A 15966-nucleotide genomic window follows, 5' to 3' on the forward strand; every position below is an offset into this window, starting at 1 on the left:
CGTGCTAAATTTTATATTAACATCTCAAAGAAGTAGTGGTAAAGACGTTCTTTCAGCGCGGGAGGCACTTTTATCAGCGCAGAAAGCATATCAATTGGCGCGAATGTCTCTACTCAGTCATATTGCGAGTAAGAATATGATGACTAAGAGAAAAGCCCGTAGTTAGTCCCACGCTATAAAATAATTGGTGGTGTTTTCCAATCTAGTTGCAACGCTTGGGGGTGACTTCCGTTCGTTAATAAACTCATATAGATGTCAGTTGTTTGACAGTCTAAGAGGAGCATTGGATCGGTCGTTTTTCCAACTTTGCTGATAACCGGCAACGGTACATCACTTTTTATGGCATTAAGATAGTCTTGCCCAGTTGAATTCATTCCTAGTAACCGAATGTACGATGGAGTAGTTAGTTGGTGTAAGTCATCCCAAGTAAAACCAGTTAAAATGTGTGTCAGCATACGCTGAATACGCGTCCATGTAAATCGTTTCGATTTGATGCGTTCCATGAAGTCATGAAACGCTGTGGTTTCTTTTGCCGCTCGTGCGATTGCATGCTCCATGCCTTCCGTAACTTCGGCAAACGTTTTTAGTTCATCTTTAGATAATCGAAGTATAGAGTAGCGTAAGTAAGGCCAGAATAATTCCCAGTTTGCAAATAGTCCCCATTCTTGTTCCCAACCTTGAAGAAGCTTAGCTGTGGAATCAGGGACATAATCATGAATATCTGCCGTTGAATCTGGATCAAACAGCGCTTTTCGGATACCTGTCGCACTAGCGATATTCACGCCTTCTTCTATATCATCGTGATATCCTGCAATGATACGTTGAATGGTGAGTGGTTTCATCGAACTGTTACGTGCTACAGCAGCTTCCATATAGTGATATCCTAAAATATTGTTCGGTTTTGATAAATCAACTAATTTCTTTTCTGTTTTTTGTTGAATGAAATGAAAAGCTTTGTTTAATGCATTCGGGTAACTTACTCCGTCTTGCATGTGTCGGTGGATTTCGGCATTGTACTCGCCTTTATGTAGGTCGAGAATGTGCAATGTTTCTAGAAAGGTAGCGGTGTTTCCTTCTTCACTTCCAAAGCAGAAGCTTTCACATTTCAAGGAATCGAGTAATGTAATTGCTCCACGCGCGAATTCACTTGCTTGGGCTGTAGCAAAAACATATGGCAATTCGATGACAATATCAGCTCCACCATTTAGGGCCATTTCTGTTCGAGACCACTTATTTACTAAGGCAGGTTCTCCACGTTGCAAAAAATTCCCGCTCATTACAGCAATTACAACGTCGCATCCTGTTATTTCGCGCGTTTCTTTGATATGATGTAAATGTCCATTGTGAAATGGATTGTGTTCCACAACAATTCCAGCTGCACGCAATTTTTCGTTCCCCCTACATCTTTTTGCTTAAGTATACGGGGATTTGAAAAGAGTGACAAGAAATTATCTTGACATCTATTTTTCTGCATTATATAATCAACTTTGTTGTCTTGAGGTGATCATCGTATGAAATGGAGTATTCATCAATTAGCTAAATATCGTCAATCTGCGATGCCAGTTGATGAGGTTGTTCAAATGGACAATGTGATGAAGCGAAATCCGGATATCCGAGAGATTTCACCCGTACATGTAAAAGGGCATTGCACGGTTCGTGCAGCTCAATTAACTTGTCATTTTCGATTAACTGGAAAGATGATTCTGCCGTGTGCTAGAACATGGGAGGATGTCGAATACCCGTTTGATATTACATTAAATGAGATATTCAGTTGGTCCGATCAACCTGTGGATGAAACAAGTGAAATTCATCAAGTAGAGGGTGAAGTCATCGACATTGACCCAATCATTGAAGAATCGATCTTGCTGGAAGTCCCAATGCAAGTGTTTAAAGAAGGAACTTCTGAAAACGCAATTGCGGGAGGGAAAGATTGGTCGTATATGGTGGATGAAGATCTTGCCAAAGAAGACGAAGATGATACAAAAAAATTGGATCCAAGACTTGCTGAATTGGCAAAGTATTTTGATCAAACAGACGAATAGACGATCTGTAAGGAGGTGCCACCAATGGCTGTACCGTTTAGAAGAACTTCTAAAACTGCGAAAAGAAAGCGTCGTACGCATTTCAAATTATCTGTACCTGGTATGGTAGCATGCCCAAACTGTGGTGAAGCAAAATTGGCTCACCGCGTTTGTAAATCATGCGGTCATTACAAAGGGAAAGAAGTAGTGAGCAAATAATTCAGTATTTGTTCTATAAAAAGGCTGCTAGAGAGACCATGGCTCTCTAGTGGCCTTTTTCTCTATTTATTTTTAGGGGGTATTAGGAATGAGTTATTCGATTTCAACCATACATAATTGTTTACTATTTACCATCCAAAGAGAGGAACGACGGAACGCAATTGATTTCGACGTAATGGAAGGTCTTCGCGAATTTGCGCTGCGATTACACGAAGATACAAGAATTTCCGCTGGCATTATAACTGGCTCGGGAAATCAAGCTTTCTGTTCTGGGGGAGATCTACAAGTATTTCATGCATTAGAAACGGAAGCCGAAGCACGTAGCATGCTTCAACCTATGTCAGAAATATTAGTACAACTTGCCATTGTACCTGTACCAACCATCGCTTTAGTCAACGGACATGCTGTTGGCGGTGGATGTGAAATCGCTACGATGTGCGATTTTCGAGTGATGCACGAAACTGCAAAAGCTGGTTTTATTCAAGGTTCACTTGCGATCACGACAGGCTGGGGCGGAGCTACCTATCTTTTTGACAAGCTTGCTGATCCACAAAAAGCATTTAAGGTGCTTTTGGAAGCCAAGCCGTATGATGCCAAAACGCTTCATGCAATTGGATGGGCAAATGACCTCTATACGGGAGAAAAAGAAGAGGCGTTGGAACGAATCGTTCGTCAATATGTTAGTTCCCACCCGTCCGTTATGCGAGCATACAAGTCGAGAAGGTTGGATCAACTAAATATCCAGACGTTAAAAGGACAAATTGAAAGGGAAGTCAATGATTGTGCGCGGCTATGGGAACAGCCTGCACACCATGAAGCAGTTGCGAAATTTTTATCAAAAAAGTCTAAGTAGGAAGAGTAGTTTGACTATTTCCGCAGTAAACGCTTGAAATCGTTTTCATGTATCGTATAGACTAGAAAAGATGGAAGATTTGTCTCGTACATCTTAGGGGGTACATATGAAAAAGATATTGATTGCAAATCGTGGCGAAATCGCGCGAAGAATTATTCAGACATGTAAACGTTTAGGAGTTCAAACAGTAGCGGTCTACTCAGAAGCAGATGCAGAGCTACCTTTTGTGAAAGAAGCAGATGAAGCTTTCCTTATTGGTCCAGCAGCTGTAAATGCATCATACTTAAATGTGGATGAAATTTTACGAGTTGCACAAGAAACCAAGGTGGATGGAATACATCCTGGATATGGGTTGCTTTCTGAAAATGCAACGTTTGCGAAACGGGTAAAAGAAGCTGGTATCTCGTTTATTGGACCTGCTCCAGAAACAATGGATTTAATGGGAGATAAGATTGGCTCTCGTAAAACAATGATTGCAGCAGGAGTACCTGTCGTTCCAGGAACGGAAGAAGGGGTAGCTTCTTTAGAAGAAGCAATTGTTGAAGCCGAAAAAATTGGGTACCCATTAATGCTAAAAGCTAGTAGTGGTGGTGGCGGTATCGGTATGGTGAAATGTGAAAATGAGCAAGCGCTCAGTCAACATTTCGAATCGATTAAAAAGCGCGCCCAAAGTTATTTTGGAGACGATAAAGTATTTCTAGAGAAGTTCATTGAAAATGGACGACATATAGAAGTGCAGGTTTTCGGCGATACACATGGTAACGTCGTCCATTTGTATGAACGAAATTGCTCAGTACAGCGTCGAAATCAAAAAGTGATTGAAGAATCTCCTTCACCTAATTTTCCGAAAGAAGCGGCCGAAAAGCTTTGGCACGCCGCTGTAGAAGCTGCAAAAGCGGTGAATTACAAAAACGCTGGAACAGTTGAATTTATCGTGGATGCGAATCATGCATTTTATTTCTTAGAAATGAACACGCGTCTTCAAGTGGAGCATCCTGTGACGGAGAGTATTACCGGTCAAGATCTGGTGGAGTGGCAATTAAAAATTGCAAGTGGAGAAGAATTGCCGATTAAAAACCAAGCGGACATACCGCGTTCTGGGCATGCAATGGAATTCCGTATTTACGCGGAGGATCCAAAAACATTTTTCCCGTCTCCAGGAACGATTTCCACATTAAAATGGGGAACGGAAAATGTTCGAATTGATAGCGGGTTTGAAGAAGGAAATACAGTGACACCTTATTACGATCCGATGATTGCAAAAGTCATTGTAGAGAGCGATTCTCGTGAAGATGTGCTAGCGAAAGCGAAGGGATTTTTCGACCAAACGGATATTCAAGGACTAAAAACAAATGTACCGTTTTTCCAACATTTTTTTGAAAATGAACGATTCCAATCAGGCGACTATACAACAAAAGTAATTCCCGATTGGCTAGCACAAAAATAATAAACACACTTAGGAGGAAATTCACATGAAACAACTACATTCAACAATGGCAGGTACTGTTTTCCAAGTAGTAGCGGCAGAAGGCGAAGAAGTAACAGTAGGTCAAACAATTATCGTTTTGGAGTCTATGAAAATGGAAATACCAGTAGATGCAGAACAAGCAGGTAAAATCATGACAATTCATGCACAAGTGGGAGATTTCGTAAACGAAGGCGATTTACTCGTTTCGTTCGAATAAGCAGCTAGAATCACGTTCAAAGGGGGAACTTTCGTTGACGGAAACAAAAGGATACAATCAACGTTTAGAAGAAAAGCTAACGACCATTTTTTCTGGTGGTGCGAGTAAATACCATGACAAATTAAAAGAACAAAACAAATTATTTGTTCGGGACCGTTTACAGCTACTTTTTGACGATGGAAAATATTTAGAAGATGGACGTTTTGCAAACTGTGAGGCAAATGATTTACCAGCAGATGGTGTTGTTACTGCGATGGGTAAAATTGGTGGCCAGTCCGTTTGTGTCATGGCGAACGATTCTACTGTAAAAGCAGGTTCTTGGGGATCTCGTACGGTGGAGAAAATTATTCGGATTCAAGAAATCGCTGAAAAGAATAGAATGCCTATTCTCTATTTAGTCGATTCAGCTGGAGCGCGTATTACGGATCAACTAGAGATGTTTCCAAACCGTCGCGGAGCAGGTAAAATTTTCCACAATCAAGTACGTATGTCAGGATTTGTTCCACAAATTTGTTTATTATTCGGACCATCGGCTGCCGGTGGTGCGTACATTCCGGCTTTTTGTGACATCGTCATCATGGTAGATGGAAATGCCTCCATGTATTTAGGATCGCCGCGTATGGCTGAAAAAGTAATTGGCGAGAAAGTGACCCTTGAAGAAATGGGTGGGGCACGCATGCATTGTACGGTAAGTGGAGTAGGAGATGTATTGGCTGCATCGGAAGAAGAAGCGATCTCTCTTGCAAAAGATTACCTAGCTTTCTTCCCGTCAAATTTCTTGGAAAAACCAAAAAAACGAGATACAAAAGCGGCTAAAGCGGGACGTACATTAGAAGAAATAATTCCTGAAAATCAAAATGCACCTTTTGATATGTATGAAGCGATCGACCAATTAATTGATGAAGATTCTTTCTTCGATATTAAAAAGTTATTCGCACCTGAAATCATTACTGGTCTTGCTCGAATTGATGGTCAAGCAGTAGGAATTATTGCGAATCAGCCAAAGGCAAAAGGTGGAGTTTTGTTCGTGGATTCTGCGGATAAAGCAACAAAATTCATCAATTTATGTGATGCGTTTGGAATCCCGTTACTTTTCTTAGCGGATGTTCCAGGATTTATGATTGGGACAAAAGTAGAGCGTGCTGGTATTATTCGTCACGGAGCAAAATTGATTATGGCAATGAGTTCTGCGACAGTACCGAAAATTTCCGTTATCGTGCGTAAAGCATACGGTGCAGGGCTATATGCAATGGCTGGCCCGGCGTTTGAACCGGATGTGTGTATCGCGCTACCAACTGCTCAAATTGCCGTCATGGGTCCTGAAGCAGCTGTAAACGCTGTTTATTCGAATAAAATTGAAGCAATCGAAGATCCAAAAGAACGCTTAGCGTTTGTTCAGGAGAAACATCAAGAATATAAAGAAGAAATAGATATTTATAAACTTGCATCTGAAATGGTTATCGATGAAATTGTCGCACCAAAGGATTTGCGTGATGTGCTTTCAGAACGCTTCGCATTTTATTCTACAAAAGAAATTGCGGAAGCTCCTCGAAAACATCCTGTGTATCCAGTATAATGAATGAATCACAAGGCCTACCCGTCGTGGTGGGTCTTTTTAAGTAACAAAAGGTAAGGGGAGAGAAACAGTGCGCTTTGGAATCATCGGGGGAGGCTCTATTGGGCTGCTGTTAGCCTACATCTTGAAGGAAAATGGAACCAATGTAGAGATTATGACGAGAACGGCTCAACAGGCAAAGGTATTAAGGAAAGAGGGATTACATGTTGTCTCCATAGAAGGAGAGAAAAAGAGCTACGACGTGGGAGCGATTCCACTAGAAAATGCGGATTGGAATGTCTATGATGGAGTATTTATCACAGTAAAATCATATGACTTATCGCAACTAAGCTCTTATGTTGCAAAGGCATCGAAAAAACTCCCAATTATTTTTACGCAAAATGGTTTGAGTCACTTTACTTTTGCGCAACAATTTCCAGACCATTTTCTGATTGCGATGACAATTGAACACGGGGCAATCCGGAAAAGTTTACATACAGTGGAGCATAAAGGAGAAGGAAGTATACGAATAGCTTCCTTTACGAAGAAGGGTATACCTGACTCGGTAAAACAACTTGGGATTTCCTTTCAAGAAGAGAAGAACCCTTGGGAAATGCTGTTGCGGAAGGTGACATTAAACGCGTGTATCAATTTAGTCACAGCTCTATTAAAAATGCCAAATGGGGCTTTACTGGAAAATGCGAGTGCAAATCGATTGATGAAACAATTGTACGAAGAATTAGAAGCAGTTTTTCCAGAAATTAAAAGACTTCTTACTTTTACGGAAGTAGAAGCATTATGTGAAAAAACTTCTCGAAACACATCCTCCATGCTGCAAGATGTGATGGCAAATCGTCCTACAGAAGTGGATGCAATAGCTGGAGAGTTAGTACGATTAGCGAAAGAAAAAGGAAAGTCACTTCCCACACTTCAAACGCTCGTATTATTGCTAGAGGCGGAGCAGATGGAAAAAGGAGTGACAACAAATGACTAGTATTTTATCAGCGCTCTCCATATTTGTTGCGTTCCCATTCCTATTATTCGTGATTGTGTATTTCCTAGCGAAAAAGGCGAAGAAGTCATCGATACGTGCATTCGGAATTGCTTCAGATAGTACAACTATCTTGTTGATGATTGCAGTTCCAGTTACGTATCAATCTCTTTTCCATCATTCGATCCTCGCATGGGTCATTGTATTTATCTGCATAACTGCCATCGTTCTAACGACGATCGAATGGAAAACGAAAAAAGAAATCGATATTCAATCGTTGTTTCGACGGATTGCTCGTGTGTTATTTTTAGTTTTTAGTGTTTCGCTGATCATGATGTGGGTGGTTGGAATCATACGGACGATTCTTTATTATCAATCTTGAAATCAAAATATTTTTGAAGGCGTGGAAGAAATGCTATACTCGGATTGTATTTTTTGACGGAAAAAGGAGCATTTTTTATGAAACTCGAAGCAATAGATCTTCCGAATATCTCATCTTTTGTCCGTGATTATCAAGAAAATCCGAACAATTTAGAAGCTTATTTTGACTACTTTCCATCTACATCCGTTATGGATCGAGTCCATTTTGTTGAGCAACAAACGTATCCTCGTGAGGAACTAGCAACATACATAGAGAACTATATGGCTAAAAAAGAACTTTCTAAAAAAACACGCGAAAATATTGAAGCACTCCGAAAGGATGCCTTGGTTGTTATTGGCGGTCAACAAGCTGGTATACTAACTGGTCCTCTCTATTCGCTGCATAAAGCGATTCATGTGATTGCTTTATCTAAAAGTTACGAAAATGAGTTGAATCGACGAATTGTGCCTGTTTTTTGGATTGCTGGGGAAGATCATGATTTTGATGAAATAAGAGTATCGTATGGTCTGCAAAATGGTCACTTAAAAAGACAAGTATATGTAGATCAAAAATTGATGAAAAAAATGGCGTCTGAAGCAGAGATGACATCTGAGAAGCTAGAAGCATTTCTTCGTCTTACATTTCAATCGATGCCGGAAAGTGTGTACACATCGGAATTATGGCAAAAAGTAACACACATTTCCTCTGAAGTTTCATCCTTTAGTGAATTTTTCTTTGCGCTAATGCATGATTTATTTACAGAAGAAGGATTATTGTTTGTGGATTCTGCTGACCCAGAACTTCGGAAAATCGAAGCTCCATTTATGGCGAAGTTAATTGAATCAGCACCTTCCATAACGCAAAAGACGATGCAGTTAGAAGCTTCTTTTAATGAAAGAGGATATGGTACTCCAATTCAGTTGGAAAAAGACAATGCGAATTTGTTTTATGTGAAAGATGGAGAGCGATATTTACTGCGTATGGATCAGGACTGTTTTGTGAATGAACAACTTGGTCTTTCATTCACAAAAGAAGAATTACTGACAGTAGCTTCCGATCAGCCGGAGCGTTTAAGCAATAACGTGGTAACACGACCACTCATGCAAGAAATGCTTTTCCCGACAATTGCTTTTGTCGGAGGAGCTGCAGAAGTCGCGTATTGGGGATTATTAAAAGACGCGTTTCATGAAATTGGTCTAAAAATGCCGATTATTCATCTTCGACAAGGTATCACATATGTAACACCAAGAGCATCGAAATACTTACGTGAATTTAACTTACGTGTGGAAGATATTTGGGGCGGTAAGATTTCAGAAATGAAAGAAGAAATGGTGAAATCACAGTTACCTACTGAGACATTCCAAGCAATTGATGAGTTATCCGAGTATGTCAAGCAACAATACGAAGTGATGGGGGAAAAAGAAACATGGATCGAACCATCTCTTCTTCAACGAAATCTTTCGTACCACAATCGTCAATTCACTTATTTAAAACAAAAAATGGAAGACGATATTTGGAAACGCAACGAACCAGTCTTGCGAAAACTTCGATATTTGGAAAATCTCCTCTATCCAAATGGAGGACTGCAAGAACGAGTTTTCCATCCTTACTTCATGATGAATGAAGCTGGGTACGATTTTGTGCAGGAGTTGCTGACATTATCCGAATCGCAATCTTCGAACCATGCGGTTGTTTACTTATAATTAAATCGCTGAGACAAAAGAAAGATGTTAGACCATAGAAATGGTCTAGCATTTTTTGTTTTTTCCAAAGACATATAACAAAACGAATCAATAATTTCATTCAGTCCTCTTATTTCCATTTCGTACATTCGATTAAACACGAAAAGCTACGTTAATCACCGAATTCAAAAAGTTATTCTCCTAATCGTACACGTTAATCTACGCAAATCACCGTTAATCTCCCAATCGCTACACCAAATCTCCCTAACTTTAGGACTTCACTTTCTCTTATTTCTCGCGCCAGTAACTACCATAATAGAATTCCTATCCATCACCTACACCACAATCCGTTGCACATAAATGAAGAAGACCCCCAACCACCTCAGATTGGATTTTTCATTTTTCCGAAAAGCACACTTTTACACAAGAAGGATTTGTGAAATGAATTAGAAAAACAATCGTTTCCACTCCGTATGTAAATAGTAAGGTTAAAAGAGATAGTGGCTTACCAAAACTCATTTTGATGACAATTAGATTAAATTAAATAAATTTTTCAAAAAATGTGGTAGAAAGTGGGGGGATGTGGTACATTGATTTTATAAAGTGGGGTGAGTTCCATGTTCATGGGTGAATATCAACACAGTGTTGATGCGAAAGGTCGACTGATTATACCGTCTAAATTTCGTGATCATTTATCGGAGTCGTTTGTCATAACACGAGGTCTAGATAACTGTTTGTTTGGATATCCCATGGAAGAATGGCGCAAACTAGAAGAAAAGCTTAAATCGTTACCAGTGACGAAAAAAGATGCTCGAGCATTTACTCGTTTCTTCTTTTCCGGAGCTGTAGAAGTTGAAATTGATAAACAAGGCCGAATTAATATTCCTGCTGGATTACTCTCCCATGCACATGTAGAAAAAGAGTGTGTCATTCTTGGAGTTTCGAATCGCTTTGAAATTTGGGCGAAAGAAGCTTGGACTTCTTATTTTGAGGAGTCAGAAGAGTCCTTTAATGATTTAGCAGAAAATATGATTGGTTTTGATATTTGAGAGTGAGGCGAATCGGATGTTCAACCATACAACTGTATTATTAAAAGAAACAGTGGATGGACTAAACATTCGTCCAGACGGAATTTATGTTGACTGCACATTAGGCGGTGCTGGTCATAGTGAATATTTAGTGTCGCAGTTATCAGATAAAGGGAGATTGTATTGTTTTGATCAAGATACAACTGCCATTGAACATGCGAAAGAACGATTACACAATCATTTACATAAGGTTCATTTTATTCATGCGAATTTCCGTTATTTGAAAGAAGAATTAGAAAAATTATCAGTACATAAAGTAGACGGCATTCTTTATGACTTAGGCGTATCTTCGCCGCAATTAGATACGCCAGAACGTGGTTTTAGCTATCATCACGATGCACCTCTTGATATGAGGATGGATACTACGAGTGATTTAACTGCTTATCATGTGGTGAATGAATGGACGTACGAGGATTTAGTTCGTATCTTCTTCCGTTACGGGGAAGAAAAATTTTCAAAGCAAATTGCTCGTAAAATAGAGGCAGCACGTGAAAATGCACCCATTGAAACAACCTTCCAATTAGTCGATTTGATAAAAGAAGGAATACCGGCACCTGCTAGAAGAAAAGGTGGCCACCCTGCAAAACGAATTTTTCAAGCCATTCGAATTGCAGTAAATGATGAATTAGGCGCAGCAGAAGCTTCGTTAGAGCAAGCCTTGGAGCTATTGTCTATTGGTGGCAGACTGAGTGTCATCACATTCCACTCATTGGAGGATCGGTTAACGAAGACGTTATTTAAAGAAGCGTCATCTCTACCAGAGTTACCACCTAATTTACCTATCATTCCAAAAGAAATGCAACCGAAAATGAAGTTAGTTACACGAAAACCAATTGTTCCATCGGAAGAAGAGTTGGAAGAAAACAATCGAGCACGTTCTGCAAAACTTCGAATTATCGAAAGAATACTAGATTAAGGAAGTGACATGATGGCATTACACGCAAGAACATCACCTTACATAAAACAGCCTGCTGTTCAGCCAACTCCAACTGTCCAGCCTTCTAGAAAAGTTCGCCGTAAAACATACACAAAAGGAGAAGCTATTCTTTTTACAGCTTTTATCACAATTGCTGCGATTATGGCCGTTATTTCATTATCCATGCAAGCGCAGATACATTCTGCCACTCAAGAAATACAAGCTATTGAACAAAGCGTAGCCGAAACACAAAAACAAAATACAGATTTGTCCATTCAAGTGAGTGAGCTTTCCACCTACGAACGTATTTGGGAGAAGGCACAAGCACTAGGTCTTACGTTAAATGAGAAAAATGTGAAAGTAGTACCTGGACAATGAAAAAGAAATTTCGATTTCAATGGGGAGCCTTTCTGATGTTTGTTTTTTATGGAGGGCTCTTTTTTCTATTATTGTCACGGATGATTTTTATCCAAGCCACAGGAGAAGCGGACGGACAGGCACTTGCTGCAACGGCAGAGTCCAAGTATGAACGCGAACAAGTGTTAACTGCAAGTCGAGGAATGATTTTAGATCGAAATGGGGAAGTCATTGCAAAGGACACCTTAAGTTACAAGCTCATTGCTGTTCTAAGCCCGAAAGCAACAACTAATCCGGAGCATCCTCGTCATGTGAATGATAGTGAGAAGACTGCAGAAGTGTTGGCGAATTATCTTGATTTACCGCAGGAAAAAATTCTCTCTATTTTATCAAAAGAAAAAGCATATCAAGTGGAATTTGGAAAAGCAGGTAGAGATATTAATCATGAATTAATGTCAAAGATCAAAGCAGAAAATCTTCCTGGTATTGTTTTTGAACGAGATTTGAAGCGTTTTTATCCGAACGGAGCCTTTGCTTCTCACTTAATTGGGTTTGCTCAAAAGCAAGAGATGGAAGATGGTTCTGTCAAAACAATCGGAAAAATGGGGCTTGAATATACGTATGACAAACAGTTAACAGGTATTAACGGAAAAATTCGATATAGTAGCGATATTTGGGGATATTTATTACCAAATTCAAAAGAGCAAATAGAGCCAGCGCAGGATGGGTTTAATATCGAGCTAACGATTGATAAAACAATTCAAAGCTTTTTAGATGATGCGATGACTCGCGTGGAAAAAGAATATACACCAGAAAAAATGATGGCAGTCATTGCTGATCCGAAGACTGGTAAAATTCTTGCCATGTCTCAGCGACCAACATTCGATCCAGAAACTCGGGAAGGGCTAAGCGACAACTGGTTAAATGAGAATGTGGAACAAACGATTGAACCCGGATCCACGATGAAGACGTTTACAGTTGCATCCGCAATGGAAGAAGGCAAATGGGCACCGAACGATTGGTATAAATCAGGTTCTTACAAACTCTTAGTCAATACAGTACGTGATCATAACCAAGTAGGTTGGGGGAATATCACGTTTTTAGAAGGGTTTCAACGATCTTCAAATGTTGCGATGGCCTATTTGTTAGAACGACTTGGTGACAAAACATTTTTGGAGTACTTAGAGAAATTTGGTTTTGGACACAAAACAGGAATCGACTTACCGGGTGAGGCGACAGGGAAAATTATTAGCAAATACCCGTTTGATCGTCTCGTATCTACTTTTGGACAAGGGTCTACTGTGACGGTGATGCAGTTAATTCAAGCGGAAACCGCAATTGCAACAGATGGTACGATGAAACGTCCGTATGTCATCGAACAAATAGTCAATCCGAACACAAAAGAAATCGTCAAAGATTCCAAGCCCAAAGAAGTAGGATCACCCATTTCAGCCGAGACTGCAAAAAAGATGCGCGAGTTGTTAGCATCAACTGTAACGGCGGAACATGGAACAGCTAAGTCTTATGCACTTTCAGACTATACTGTTGCCGGAAAGACCGGAACCGCACAGATTCCAAATGAGTATGGGAGATATGAATATGGTCCTGAAAATTATCTTTATTCCTTTTTAGGGATGGCTCCAGCAGAGGATCCTCAATTAATTGTGTATGTAGCTGTTCAAAAACCAAAGCTTCCTGCAACAGAACTTGGTTCAGCACCAGTTTCCAAAGTATTTAAATCCGTTGTAGATAATAGTTTGAAATACTTGAATATCAAGCCTGAAAAGGTAGTCGCAACGCCTTCTATTGAAATGGAAAATTACAAAGGGAAAGAAGTAGGGGCTGTTCAAAGTTCTTTATTAGCGAACAAAATGCAAGTTGTAGTGATTGGGAATGGTAAATCCATTTCAGCTCAATATCCAGAATCAGGCTCTTCTCTATTAAATGGAAATCTTGTGCTACTTCAAACAGATGGAGATGTGACGATTCCTGACTTTACAGGTTGGTCTAAAAAAGAATTGATGGCGTATGCTAGTTTATCGAAACTTTCTATTGAATTTAATGGAAGTGGATTTGCGACATCCCAAAGTGTATCAAAAGGTACCATTATGAAGACAGAGACACCTCTTGTAGTGACATTGAGAAGTCCAGAAGAGCGACTTTCCGAACAACCAATTACAGAAAAAGAATCATCGGAAGAACAAGTCGTAGATACAGAAACAAGTGATTAAGTGGAATAGGCATACAGACCAACTCATAAATTGTTAAAAACAAGGTGTGAGAATTTGAGGTCCCGTATGCCTATTATTGCGAGAAAACGATTACGATTTATTGTCGTACTTTTTCTTTTGTTATTTATGTCTGTAACGATCCGTCAAGGCTATGTCCAGATAACGAAACATCAGGAATTAAAAGAAAAAGCGTTAGAAAACTGGGACAGAACACTACCGTTTAAAGAAGCGAGAGGCAAAATTGTTGATCGGAATGGGAGACTAATCGTCGGAAATACATTAGCCCCTTCTCTTTATTTTATGCCTGCTCAAAACAGTGATATTGAAAATGTAGCGGAGAAGCTGTCGCCTATTTTACAAGTAGACAAAAAGAAATTACACGATCAATTATCGAAAAGAACATTTCTTATCACGATCGCACCAGAGGGAAAGCATTTAACACTTCAACAAGTAAAAGAAGTGCATCAACTTCAATTGCCCGGTGTTTACGCAGGTGTGGATATGATTCGTTATTATCCATACGAACAAATGCTAGCACGTCTACTCGGATTTACAGGGTATGATGGAGAAGGTTTAGCGGGATTAGAATATCAATACAATGACTATCTCTCTTCCACTTCAAGTAGTCTTCGTTTAGTGACGGATGCAAAAGGTCAGTCACTGCCACACGAAAATGATCGTTGGAAAACAGGAACAGAAGGCGCTAACTTACAGCTTACCATCGATTTAGCGATACAAAAGGTAGTAGAACGAGAACTGTCTCAGGCGATGGAATATTATGATGCCGAGCAAGCATTAGCACTCGTTGCGGATCCAAACAACGGAGAGATATTAGCCTTATCATCTTTTCCAAGTTTTGATCCACTTTCCTATCAAAGTGTCTCTCCCTCCATTTATAATCAAAATTTGCCTGCGACGATGACATTTGAACCGGGCTCTACCTTTAAAATCATTACGCTTGCCGCAGCGTTAGAAGAAAAAAAGGTAAATTTGCAAAAAGAACATTTCTATGACCCTGGTTACGCAATAGTTGAAGGCGCTCGATTAAAGTGTTGGAAAAGAGAAGGCCATAAAGATCAGACATTCTTGGAAGTAGTCGAGAATTCTTGTAACCCTGGCTTTATCGAATTAGGTCGTCGAGTGGGACCAACTAAATTACAACAATACATTCGCGCTTTCGGGTTTGGAGAAAAAACAAATGCTGGAATTGCTGGTGAATCGAAAGGAATACTTTTTTCAGGAGACCGGTATGGTCCAGTGGAGCATGCTACTACTTCTTTTGGCCAAGGAATCTCTGTCACAGCACTTCAACAAGTGCAAGCTGTTTCAGCGGCGATTAATGGGGGTAAACTGTATCGTCCTTCGATCGTAAAACAAGTTCTCGACAACAATAGTGGCGATAACTTGTTACAAAAAAAATCACCTTTTATTCGCCAAGTCATCTCGGAGGAAACGTCAAAGGAGGTAAGAGAAGCGTTAGAAAGCGTGGTGGCCGTTGGCTCAGGTAGAAATGCCTTTCGTGAGAATTTACGTATTGGTGGTAAAACTGGAACGGCTCAAAAAGTCATTAACGGAAAATATGCAGAGGATGCATTTATCGTATCGTTCATGGGCTTTGCACCAATTACAAAACCGCAAGTGGTGGTGTACGTTGCCATTGACCATCCAAAGGTTGGCATGCAGTTTGGAGGCGTTGTAGCTGCACCAATTGTTGGAAGAATCATGGAAGACATCGCGCCGATTCTTCCAATTGATCCTCAGAAAGGACAATTGGAGAAAGAATACAGATGGGGCGACGAATTGGTGAAAGAAGTGCCTTCATTAGAAGGTCAATTGAAAGAATCGGTCTTAGAATTACAGGAACCATTTAAAATTGAATGGCATGGTACTGGATCCACCATTATTTCTCAATTACCAAAAGCAGGAGTAAAACTTCCCCTCGGAGGTACGATTCACTTATACTTACAATAACCACAGTAATTTACTAGTCTATACATAAAAGGAGTT

General features: G+C 39.9%; 15 protein-coding genes. 14 read left to right on the plus strand and 1 reads right to left on the minus strand.

Annotation, left to right across the window (positions count from 1 at the left end; genetic code table 11):
* Positions 1-173: 173 nt before the first annotated feature.
* Entirely contained in the window at positions 174-1385 is a 1212-nt protein-coding gene (locus tag D3873_RS04345) for a nucleotidyltransferase (RefSeq protein ID WP_119882886.1), read from the minus strand.
* A gap of 126 nt (positions 1386-1511) precedes the next feature.
* Between D3873_RS04345 and D3873_RS04350 the strand changes: the two genes are divergently transcribed.
* The 14 genes from D3873_RS04350 (at position 1512) to D3873_RS04415 (ending at position 15930) form a co-directional block, all read left to right on the plus strand.
* Entirely contained in the window at positions 1512-2042 is a 531-nt protein-coding gene (locus D3873_RS04350; RefSeq protein WP_119882887.1) for a YceD family protein, read from the plus strand.
* Between the two features lie 24 nt (positions 2043-2066).
* Positions 2067-2240 (plus strand): 50S ribosomal protein L32, encoded by a 174-nt coding sequence (gene rpmF / locus D3873_RS04355; RefSeq protein ID WP_094941571.1) that lies wholly within the window; start codon positions 2067-2069, stop codon positions 2238-2240.
* 88 nt (positions 2241-2328) lie between these two features.
* The gene (locus tag D3873_RS04360) at positions 2329-3093 is read left to right on the plus strand and encodes an enoyl-CoA hydratase/isomerase family protein (protein ID WP_119882888.1); all 765 of its coding nucleotides are present in this window, start codon (positions 2329-2331) and stop codon (positions 3091-3093) included.
* A 106-nt stretch (positions 3094-3199) separates the two neighbouring features.
* Positions 3200-4540 carry an acetyl-CoA carboxylase biotin carboxylase subunit gene (locus tag D3873_RS04365; protein WP_119882889.1) on the plus strand — a complete coding sequence of 447 codons (1341 nt, stop codon included), beginning with the start codon at positions 3200-3202 and terminating at the stop codon, positions 4538-4540.
* 25 nt (positions 4541-4565) lie between these two features.
* The gene (locus D3873_RS04370; protein WP_119882890.1) at positions 4566-4778 is read left to right on the plus strand and encodes a biotin/lipoyl-binding carrier protein; all 213 of its coding nucleotides are present in this window, start codon (positions 4566-4568) and stop codon (positions 4776-4778) included.
* Between the two features lie 34 nt (positions 4779-4812).
* Positions 4813-6354 (plus strand): acyl-CoA carboxylase subunit beta, encoded by a 1542-nt coding sequence (locus tag D3873_RS04375; RefSeq protein WP_119882891.1) that lies wholly within the window; start codon positions 4813-4815, stop codon positions 6352-6354.
* A gap of 70 nt (positions 6355-6424) precedes the next feature.
* Positions 6425-7327, plus strand: a complete 903-nt coding sequence (locus tag D3873_RS04380) for a ketopantoate reductase family protein (RefSeq protein ID WP_119882892.1) — start codon at positions 6425-6427, stop codon at positions 7325-7327.
* Positions 7320-7706, plus strand: coding sequence for a DUF3397 domain-containing protein (locus tag D3873_RS04385; RefSeq protein WP_119882893.1), 387 nt, complete (start codon positions 7320-7322; stop codon positions 7704-7706). The genes D3873_RS04380 and D3873_RS04385 overlap by 8 nt, the downstream gene beginning before the upstream one ends.
* 77 nt (positions 7707-7783) lie before the next feature.
* On the plus strand, positions 7784-9388 hold the full coding sequence (bshC, locus tag D3873_RS04390; protein ID WP_119882894.1) for a bacillithiol biosynthesis cysteine-adding enzyme BshC: 1605 nt from the start codon (positions 7784-7786) through the stop codon (positions 9386-9388).
* A 596-nt stretch (positions 9389-9984) separates the two neighbouring features.
* Complete coding sequence (gene mraZ, locus D3873_RS04395) at positions 9985-10416, plus strand: division/cell wall cluster transcriptional repressor MraZ (RefSeq protein ID WP_119882895.1); 432 nt, start codon at positions 9985-9987, stop codon at positions 10414-10416.
* Positions 10417-10432: 16 nt separating this feature from the next.
* Positions 10433-11371, plus strand: coding sequence for a 16S rRNA (cytosine(1402)-N(4))-methyltransferase RsmH (gene rsmH, locus D3873_RS04400; RefSeq protein WP_119882896.1), 939 nt, complete (start codon positions 10433-10435; stop codon positions 11369-11371).
* A 12-nt stretch (positions 11372-11383) separates the two neighbouring features.
* Positions 11384-11749 carry a cell division protein FtsL gene (gene ftsL / locus D3873_RS04405; protein ID WP_119882897.1) on the plus strand — a complete coding sequence of 122 codons (366 nt, stop codon included), beginning with the start codon at positions 11384-11386 and terminating at the stop codon, positions 11747-11749.
* Between the two features lie 35 nt (positions 11750-11784).
* A complete protein-coding gene (locus D3873_RS04410; RefSeq protein WP_119882898.1) occupies positions 11785-13959 on the plus strand; it encodes a penicillin-binding protein in 2175 nt (724 codons plus the stop codon).
* Positions 13960-14025: 66 nt separating this feature from the next.
* Complete coding sequence (locus D3873_RS04415) at positions 14026-15930, plus strand: penicillin-binding transpeptidase domain-containing protein (protein WP_119882899.1); 1905 nt, start codon at positions 14026-14028, stop codon at positions 15928-15930.
* The last annotated feature ends 36 nt before the right edge of the window (positions 15931-15966 follow it).

The sequence above is a fragment of the Paenisporosarcina cavernae genome, from assembly GCF_003595195.1.
GTDB lineage: Bacteria > Bacillota > Bacilli > Bacillales_A > Planococcaceae > Paenisporosarcina > Paenisporosarcina cavernae.